This is a genomic window from Chryseobacterium piscicola, from assembly GCF_900156685.1.
Lineage (GTDB): Bacteria > Bacteroidota > Bacteroidia > Flavobacteriales > Weeksellaceae > Chryseobacterium > Chryseobacterium piscicola.
The window spans coordinates 1-8,398 of sequence record NZ_FTOJ01000017.1 but is presented as its reverse complement, the minus strand read 5'-3'; the positions used below and the strand labels follow the sequence as shown (position 1 = coordinate 8,398).

Sequence of the window (8,398 nt, the reverse complement as noted above, 5' to 3'; positions counted from 1 at the left end):
TTTGATCATAACTTTCTGGAGTATCAATTTCAAACATTCGAGAGCCAATACTTTCAGTAGCTTCTCTTAATTGTTTATAGTTCCATTTACGCCCTGTAATAACTTCAATATCATAGGTGTGAATAGTGTACTCCAACTTGTTTTTTTCGAGGCAGGAAAGCACCATAAAAAGAATGTCAAGCATACAAGCAGAGTAATCATACCTACCTGAAGTAATTACATTATGCTGAAAAATTAGTTTATCCTCTTTATTAACATCAATTAGTTGCATTCACTCAAATTTTAAAGTACAAATATAATCAAAACGATTAAATAAAACGATGCTCGTTTATAGAGATCGTAATAAGCTTATAAAAACTCGTTTTTAGCTTATAAAAACTCGTTTTTAGCTTATAAAAACTCGTTTTTAGCTTATAAAAACTCGTTTTTAGCTTATAAAAACTCGTTTTTAAATTTATAACTTCATGATATAGAGTTAATTACAAGCTCATAAAATACTAAAATAAGAAAGTAATAAATATTTTAAAGAATACGTTTGTTCAATCGGACTTTTATCTTTTCCATTGGAGCGAAAATTTTTCGGACATCCTTTCATAAGCAGGGTGGAAGAAAAACAAAAAGAAAGAGAAACAGAGATTCGAGAAAATCGGGTTGCGGGCGGATGTTATGCGCTACATAACATTTTAATAGATAAAAACTATTATTAGTGTGGTGATTTAATGAGCTGTCCGGCTGTCTGATCAAGGCGATATCGCTTCCGGAAGCGATCTGAATTTCCCCTTCAGCTTTTCTGTTTTTTGCCCTTTATTATTTGCAGAATGTTTGGTGTGTTTTTGACTATTCCGGATTTGCGATTTTGTTTGTGGGCGATCTGAAGTATTATCATTTTGGACTGTTTTGATTAGGGTAGAACTGGGGGATGTTCCGGAATATGGAAGATCTGCACCTGGTTAAAATAATCATAGGTTGCAGAATAAAAAGAAAATTGCTAAATTTGGTATTCGAATAGATGTTTTAAGTAAGGGCAAGTAGTACCTTTTGACGTCAAAAACCTACACTTCGTTGTAGATTTTCGCCACAAAAGGACAACTTGCTTTTCTCCTATCGTCGAAAAGGAAAAGCAGACCGCTTAAGGACAGGCAGTGCCTGAGACATTTTTTTAATAGTCGGAAAAAACAATAAAGGAGAATGAAATAAAAACAGCTCCTTAGTGCACAAGGAGCTGAAATTGTTAATCTAATAAAATTAACAATGATGAAAAAAAATATTTTGAAGAGTTACTAATATATAAAAAAAACTGAATTATGGAAGAAGAAAATACAGACGATTGGGAATCACTACTTCATGCAGAATTTGAGAAAGTCGATAGACAAAACCAATTTCGTGAAAGAGGAAAGCTCGGAGGTCGCCCCAAATTGGGTGCTCCAAAATCTGCACGTTTGGCTCTTCGTTTTACACCTGCAGAGATGAAAGTGCTAAAAGAAAGAGCCGATAAAAAAAAGCTTCAGCTTACCGATTACAGCCGTTTGATTCTTTTGGAAAAAGAACTTCCGGACTATGAAAAAAACATCATGCTTACTAATTATGCAACGAATTTCCGGAGAATAGGTAATTATATGAAGAAAGAAATATTTACTCCCGAAGAAAGAACAGCACTGCTCAGAGAGATTGAGGAAGCGATCAAAGGCATCAAAAAGCAAGTCAAATGGTAATCTCTGCATCTACAAGAAATGTAAGTTCCCGATCCATTGCGTACCAACAGAGCGACAAGGAACAGAGTGTTGAAGTTTGCCGGAACGGACTTTCCGGAGAGAAGCCGAAAGACCTTTTTGCAGAGTTTAAAGAGATTGCGGATAAGAACACCCGAACCGAAAACAAATATGTAACAGCAGTGATATCGCCCCCAAAAGAGCACAGCCAAAATTTAAGTATTCAGGATTGGGCGAAACTTGCGGAAGATTATCTGAAGAAAGAAGGAATCGGAAAGGACAACCAATATTTGGTACATCTGCACCAATCTACGGACGATAAGCACCTGCATATTATTGCCAACCGTATTGATTTTCACGGTAAAAATCAGGTCACGAGCCATCACATCGGAGAACGAGCATCCAAACATGCGGAAGTATTATCCAAAGAGCGGAGCTGGAAGACGGCAAAGGAAATCAGCGGAGAGAAGAAAGAAGAAATCAGAAACGTTCTACTTCAGGAAAAAGGGGAAAGTAAAAGTTTGAGTGATTTAGTCGACCGCATGGATAAAAGGGGCTACATCATGCAGATCAGCGAGAACAGCAAAGGGCTAAACGGCGCAAGAATCATCCCGAAAGCAGATATAAATACAAACCCTTCAGTATTAGAAAAAGTAACGAAACAAGGCTTTAAATTAAGCGACATCGACCCAAAATTGAAGATTAAGGAAATTGCAATGGATATCGCCAAAAGCATGACCAAAGATATATCGAGAGACATGGGAATGTCATTATAAACATTAAAAAAATATGAATTATGGAAGAAAATAAGAATCAAAATCAGGGAAAGTTTGACCCAAAAGCGGTGGTAGAAGATTTAAAAATAACTACTGCTGCACTTCAACAGGAAACCCAAAAATTAAACTCCGGGATCTCCGTCATGGATGCGAAGTTGAAGGAAACCGGAACGCTGATCGATCACAGCCTGAAGGAACTCAAAGAAAGTGTTTTGGATATCCGAGTTGGAATCTCTCCGGAAGACCTGAAGAAGCTCGAAGCTTACAAAGACTATTTTAAGCACTATAAGCCTGTTTTGTATATCTCCCTGTTTGTGATGCTTTCGGGTTGGGGATTGGCAATTTTCGGGGGATATTCCGGAGTAAAATATTATAAAGAAAGTGTACGCACAAAACAGGAGATAAGGGGCGAAGTTCTTCAGGAAATTAACCAGGGCGGAAATATTATCGTAGAAAAAGCAAAATGGGATAGTTATGTAGAGCAGTCGCAGGTTCTCAGGGCGTGGCAGAAGTCGAACCCAAAAGACAGCAAATCATTAGAGGTATATTACAAAGGCTATCAGGATTTCAAAAAAGGGAAGAAATAAATTGTTTTTTCCGACTATTAAATTCTCATTTTCACTACCTGTAATAAATAAGGTGGGATAATTGCGCATAAATCGGCTTCGCCTACTCATGTATGTCGAGGAGAATTATAAATTCTCTCAACATACATTCGAGAGAAAAAATTAATATAATTTATCCTGTATATAGGAATAATCCGGAATTTAGTTTGATAAATTTTTTTCGACTTCTAACTACTATTATTTCTTTATAAAAAGGTAATTTATATGCTTAGGTATAGATTAGCAAAATGTAGATGGTTTATTATTTATTTTACTTCAGCCAATATTTTGGCTAATTTTACAGAACTTTTTCGATGATTTTAATATATTTTTTTGTGATTTATTTTTTTGTCATACATTAGCAATGTTAAAAAAAAACTATGACAAAAAAAATTAGTATCTTAACTTTAGTGTTAAGTTTAGTATTTATTGTTTTTTCTTGTGAAAGAAACAATGAGGCTGCAGAAAATGCAAGTATTAAAAGTAATGAATCTTTTTTAAATGCTAGAGTGGCAGGTGAAAAAAGTGAAATTATTCATCCTTTATTCATGTATGGAGTGGAATCATATGAAATCCAGGAAGATGGGATTTTAAAATTTACGACTTATCGTGATTTCCGTGTTAATAATGATAGCGGCAATATAAACGATTTGAAATTTATATTAGATGAAAACGATGTTTTACATTTAAATGATGATTCTACAATCAAAATTGAGAATGGAGCTATTAAAATTGTTACTCCTGATGAGGAACTAATAATTGATGATAATAGTTTCGATTTCCAGAAGTTGAATTTAAAAACAAAATTATTATTTACTGTTTTTTCTGACATTATTGCTACGGATGATTCTAAAGATACTTTTGCTAATTATTCAGCTAGATTTGCAACAAGCGGAGGAGGATGTCCATGGTATAACACATATTATTTAAGTGGCTGGGGATATAATCCAAGTGCAGCTTGGTCAGATTATAATTATAATGCTACCCATAATCCATTGACTGGATGTACAGCTATTGGTAATCCTCATCTTTCTCAACATACTATTAATTTGGGTATTATTGAAATAAGCTATTATCAAGTCGATCGTGCTTACTGTTGTTAACAATAAAAATATTTATAATGAATTATTCTGTTGGTCCTTTCAATTTAATAGCATTACTAAGTGTAATGTTGATACTCTATGTATGTGCAATATATTTTATCATTAAAAAAAGGTTAGGAATTGAAACTGTTCTATTAATGATATTTTTCCCTTATATTGGTTCGATTGTTATAATATTTTATTCTCTTTTTATAGCAAAAAAAGATAGCAGAATTTAAGTATTCTAAAAGTACTAATCATATAAATTATAGGTTCAAACATACTTAATTAAATCAAAGCAAAAACGTTTTTGCTTTGATTTTTGTTTTATAGGGTTCATTTTATTTCCACAGGTAAGTCAATATTTTGAATCAGTGTCGCAATGTGTCGCTGAATTGTCCGTTCACTTACGCCAAAAAGCTCTGCAATCTCCTTTGTAGTATAATTCTTCATTGGTTATTACGGGTAAAATTACTTTTTTTTGAATCTTCAAAATTATCAATTGTTTTTTATGAATCGAATAATTTTAATATGTTAAAAATGAGTTGTGTTTGATTTTCAATGAGTTAATTCGAGACGAAAGTTCCACTAATTTCCTTTATGTTAAATCAGAAAATATTTTAGTCATTTTTGAATAGGGTTTCAAACACCATTTTATCATTAATAAGCTGCACTTTTGGTTCACTTTCAATCCACTTCTTTAGGTTTGGCTCGGTTCTGCCATTATCCCTTGTATTAAGATCCCTGCAGATAAATTCTATATGTTCCTGAAACCCTTCTATTGTCTTCAAGTTTTCATACGAAGAAAAGTATTTATAATTTTCTTCCCAATCTCTCGTTGCACGTACTCCCGTGCTGAATCCCTGATCGGCTAATTGAATTATTAGATTTGTATTTTTTGAAAAGTTTTTAAGCTCCGGAAAAGTATCTAACATGTGTTTACTGCAAATTAAGTAGTCAGGAACTCCACAAAATCTGAAGTGCTGCTTTTTTCTCCATGCATTAAAAAGAAATTCTTTAATATGAGGAACCTGATCGATGGGAAATGTTTCTGCATAAAAGCAATTACTGAAGTGATCTCGGATCACAAAATTTACGATGTGCTTTTTATTTGTTTTGGAGTAGTTTTTCCAATTAATATCAAATTTTTTTTGTTGGTACTTAATTTCTCCGTTTTTAAGAATGTAATAGTTTTTAGAAATATAAAAGCTGAGCTGGTGAACCTGATTAGGATAGTAGGATCGATAGGAATTCATTTTTAGTTTTAAAATTATACAATTCTTTTTGGTTTTCAAAACGATTAACCGTCCGGTGTCTCTTTCAAATCATATCCAATTATTAAAAAGATACACAAAATTGCGCCAAAAATATGGTAAGAAACCGAAGGTTCGACGTAGTCAAAATTTAAGCTGTAAGTAACTCGTAGATAAAATATTTTGAAGGTATTATTTCCGGTTGTACCTTCGTTACGAAGACAAAGTCTCTCGCTCGGCGGGGGACTTTTTTTGTACCATATATCAAAATATTTTGGTGTAACAGAAGGATCAATAATGTCTCCGGAAATTTGCAAAAGATAAAACAGTGAAATTTTATCTTTTATGTAGAATCTTGCGTCACAACTTTATCTTAAATAATGCAATATTATTACAATCCTTTATTCATGGGGCTTACAAAGAAGTGCAAAAAGGTGTCCTTTCGGATGAAAGAATGAATTTGCAAGTTTGGGCATTGATTCTTCTCCTGGTTCTGGAGGAGCAATTAAGCAAAAAGGCAAGGACTTATATGTGATATTATTTTAGTGATAATGTTTTTCAGAGAATAACCATTTTGTTCAATCTCGGGAAAACATTTTATAAAAATTTGAAAAAACGGATATATATAATATGGAAGAAATAATTAAGACAGATTTTGAAGGGATTATCCCCTCATATAAAAGAAGAAATATTTTGTTCAAAAACCATTAAAATATGCATAAATCCTTTATTAATGGTAGTTACAAGAATATGAAAAAAGATGTCCTTTCAGGAAAACAAATGTTTTTTTCTATTTGTTCCGGAGAAGTTAAGCAAAAAGGCAAAAGGTATTTAGTGATATTATTTTTGAAAACCAGCTTTTTGCGAGGGGTAAACCCTCACCCCATGAATCAAAAAAATTTGCACTTATGAATATTTAGATTTTGAACTGCTCAAGCAGTTATTGGAAGTGATCACAGTCACAGTTAATTTAATAAATGTGATCAGTGAGAAAAAGAATAATAACAAAAAAACAACACGGATGAATAAAAGAAAATAGAGGTATTAAATAATTTTTAAAAAAGTTTTTCCAAAAAATGATTTTTGAGAAAAACCTGAATATTTATAATAGAAAAAGATTCATAAACATAACCAAATTATTTTTTTTACAATGGAAACATTTTTAATTGTCGTGGCAATAGGACTATTTGTCCTGTTCACAGTGGGAACTCTTTCAAAGAGAAAATTTAAAGGATTCATCGAATATGAATCATTTAAAATGGGGATCGAGGCGGAGAATTAATCGTCCCGGTTTAAGATCAGGTAGGACTTCTTACCTGATCTTTTATTTTTTAGCACTAAAATACTTTTCGTCAATAGCAGAATTAATCAAACTTTTTAGACTAATATTTTGTTCTGCTGATAATAGTTTAAGGGCTTTCAGTTTGTCGGCAGGTATGTGTAAAGAAAAAAGAACTTCGTTTTTTTTCTCTTTAACAGGAACAACTTTTTGTGCTGGAGTTTTGATTTGGTTTTCTTTAGCCTTCCCAATAAGTGCGGTAAAATCTTGCTTCGCCATAGATTTATATAAATATATAATTATATAATTATTTAATTATTGATTGCAATTGTCAAAACTTCTTTTGTCAGAGCATCAATTTGTTTTTGTGCTTTATTGTTGTCTTCTACTCCATTGATTAAAACAGATCGAGAAAAGGCAACTAAATCAGAGATCATATTTTTAGAAACCCGAACATTATAGTCACTTAATTGATTTTTTATTTCTTCGGTAAGTGTTGTGTTAGGTTTCACCATATTAAAGACAATTAATGCTTTATCTTCATTTCCTGATTGCCCAATTATATCAATAGTACTTTTAATTGCTAACAGATCTAATACTCCTGCTTTTGTTGGAATAATAATAACATCTGCAAGATTGCACAGTTCTGGTAATGCATTGGATAAATATGGAGGAGTATCAATAAAGATGAAATCAAAATCAGAATTTTGAACTTCCTTTAACTTTTCTCCAAGAAAAATAGGAACTTCTGATAATTCACGAATCTGATATAAAGAACCTTGAGCATCAAAATCAATAATACAAACTTTTGCATTTTCTTTGAGATTTACAGCAAGATTAAAAGAGAGCGTTGATTTGCCAACACCACCTTTTTGGTGAGCTGTCAATATAATTTTCGGCATATATAAATATATAATTACACAAATATATAAATATATAATTAATTTTTAGCTGGTAAAATCCCTTTTTTCTGATACACTCCAACTAGATATCCAACAGAATTTTCGATTTTTAATTTTCTCTGCCTGATTTTTTCGTTCAGTTCTGTAATTAGAATGTCAAAATCTTTTTCTTTTTCTTTTCTGGCAATCAGTTCCGCCTGTTCCTGATTAAGACCATAAGTTGTTAATTTTGATACAAATTTTTGAATATTTAAAGGTTTTTCAAAATCAATTTCGAGTTGTTTAAATTTTTGAGAGTTGATTTTCAAAGTAATCCAAAAGAATTCCCGACCACGTTTTTTTAATTCATAATCAATTTCTATATCGGTATTCTCACAAATTTGCGTTCGAGCAATATCTAAAACAAATTTTTTAAAATCACTTATCCGTTCAAATTGTTCGTTTCCTTTTTTGTCAATCAATCCGAGCATATTTTTGAGTTCCGGAATTTCAAATCTTTTTGTTCCAACGCTTCGCCATTGACAAGCAATTGCATATAATCTTTTAGCATACTTTGAAGAACAGTTTAAAACAGACTTTAATTGCATCGCTGTAAAGTTATTCTTCAGGTCAAAAAAGTAAGGTGTTGCTTCATCATTCAATTTTATTGTAAAACTTCCTGTGCCTTTCAAATATTTAACTCGAGAGAAAAGCCAAATTTGATCATAACTTTCTGGAGTATCAATTTCAAACATTCGAGAGCCAATACTTTCAGTAGCTTCTCTTAATTGTTTATAGTTCCATTTACGCCCT

General features: G+C 32.2%; 10 protein-coding genes. 4 read left to right on the top strand and 6 right to left on the bottom strand.

What is annotated here, in order from left to right:
• On the bottom strand, positions 1 to 271 hold a 271-nt coding region (locus BW939_RS15440), incomplete at its 3' end, for a replication initiation protein (protein WP_143754006.1).
• A gap of 1,033 nt (positions 272 to 1,304) precedes the next feature.
• Between BW939_RS15440 and BW939_RS15435 the strand changes: the two genes are divergently transcribed.
• From BW939_RS15435 to BW939_RS15420, 4 genes are all read left to right on the top strand, one after another.
• Positions 1,305 to 1,712: a plasmid mobilization protein gene (locus BW939_RS15435; RefSeq protein WP_076452910.1), complete on the top strand. Its 408-nt coding sequence runs from the start codon at positions 1,305 to 1,307 to the stop codon at positions 1,710 to 1,712.
• Complete coding sequence (locus tag BW939_RS15430; RefSeq protein ID WP_076452909.1) at positions 1,706 to 2,485, top strand: relaxase/mobilization nuclease domain-containing protein; 780 nt, start codon at positions 1,706 to 1,708, stop codon at positions 2,483 to 2,485. The genes BW939_RS15435 and BW939_RS15430 overlap by 7 nt, the downstream gene beginning before the upstream one ends.
• Positions 2,486 to 2,505: 20 nt before the next feature.
• Complete coding sequence (locus tag BW939_RS15425; protein ID WP_076452908.1) at positions 2,506 to 3,072, top strand: hypothetical protein; 567 nt, start codon at positions 2,506 to 2,508, stop codon at positions 3,070 to 3,072.
• A gap of 398 nt (positions 3,073 to 3,470) precedes the next feature.
• Complete coding sequence (locus tag BW939_RS15420; RefSeq protein ID WP_076452907.1) at positions 3,471 to 4,193, top strand: hypothetical protein; 723 nt, start codon at positions 3,471 to 3,473, stop codon at positions 4,191 to 4,193.
• A gap of 315 nt (positions 4,194 to 4,508) precedes the next feature.
• On the opposite strand, the gene BW939_RS16200 is transcribed toward BW939_RS15420, so the two are convergent.
• The 5 genes from BW939_RS16200 to BW939_RS15380 all read right to left on the bottom strand — a co-directional run.
• Positions 4,509 to 4,625, bottom strand: coding sequence for an HTH domain-containing protein (locus BW939_RS16200; protein ID WP_076452906.1), 117 nt, complete (start codon positions 4,623 to 4,625; stop codon positions 4,509 to 4,511).
• A gap of 167 nt (positions 4,626 to 4,792) precedes the next feature.
• Complete coding sequence (locus tag BW939_RS15410) at positions 4,793 to 5,428, bottom strand: hypothetical protein (RefSeq protein WP_076452905.1); 636 nt, start codon at positions 5,426 to 5,428, stop codon at positions 4,793 to 4,795.
• Positions 5,429 to 6,749: 1,321 nt separating this feature from the next.
• Positions 6,750 to 6,983, bottom strand: a complete 234-nt coding sequence (locus BW939_RS15390; RefSeq protein WP_076452901.1) for a hypothetical protein — start codon at positions 6,981 to 6,983, stop codon at positions 6,750 to 6,752.
• Positions 6,984 to 7,015: 32 nt separating this feature from the next.
• A complete protein-coding gene (locus tag BW939_RS15385; RefSeq protein ID WP_076452900.1) occupies positions 7,016 to 7,606 on the bottom strand; it encodes a ParA family protein in 591 nt (196 codons plus the stop codon).
• Positions 7,607 to 7,644: 38 nt separating this feature from the next.
• On the bottom strand, positions 7,645 to 8,398 hold a 754-nt coding region (locus tag BW939_RS15380; RefSeq protein ID WP_076452899.1), incomplete at its 5' end, for a replication initiation protein.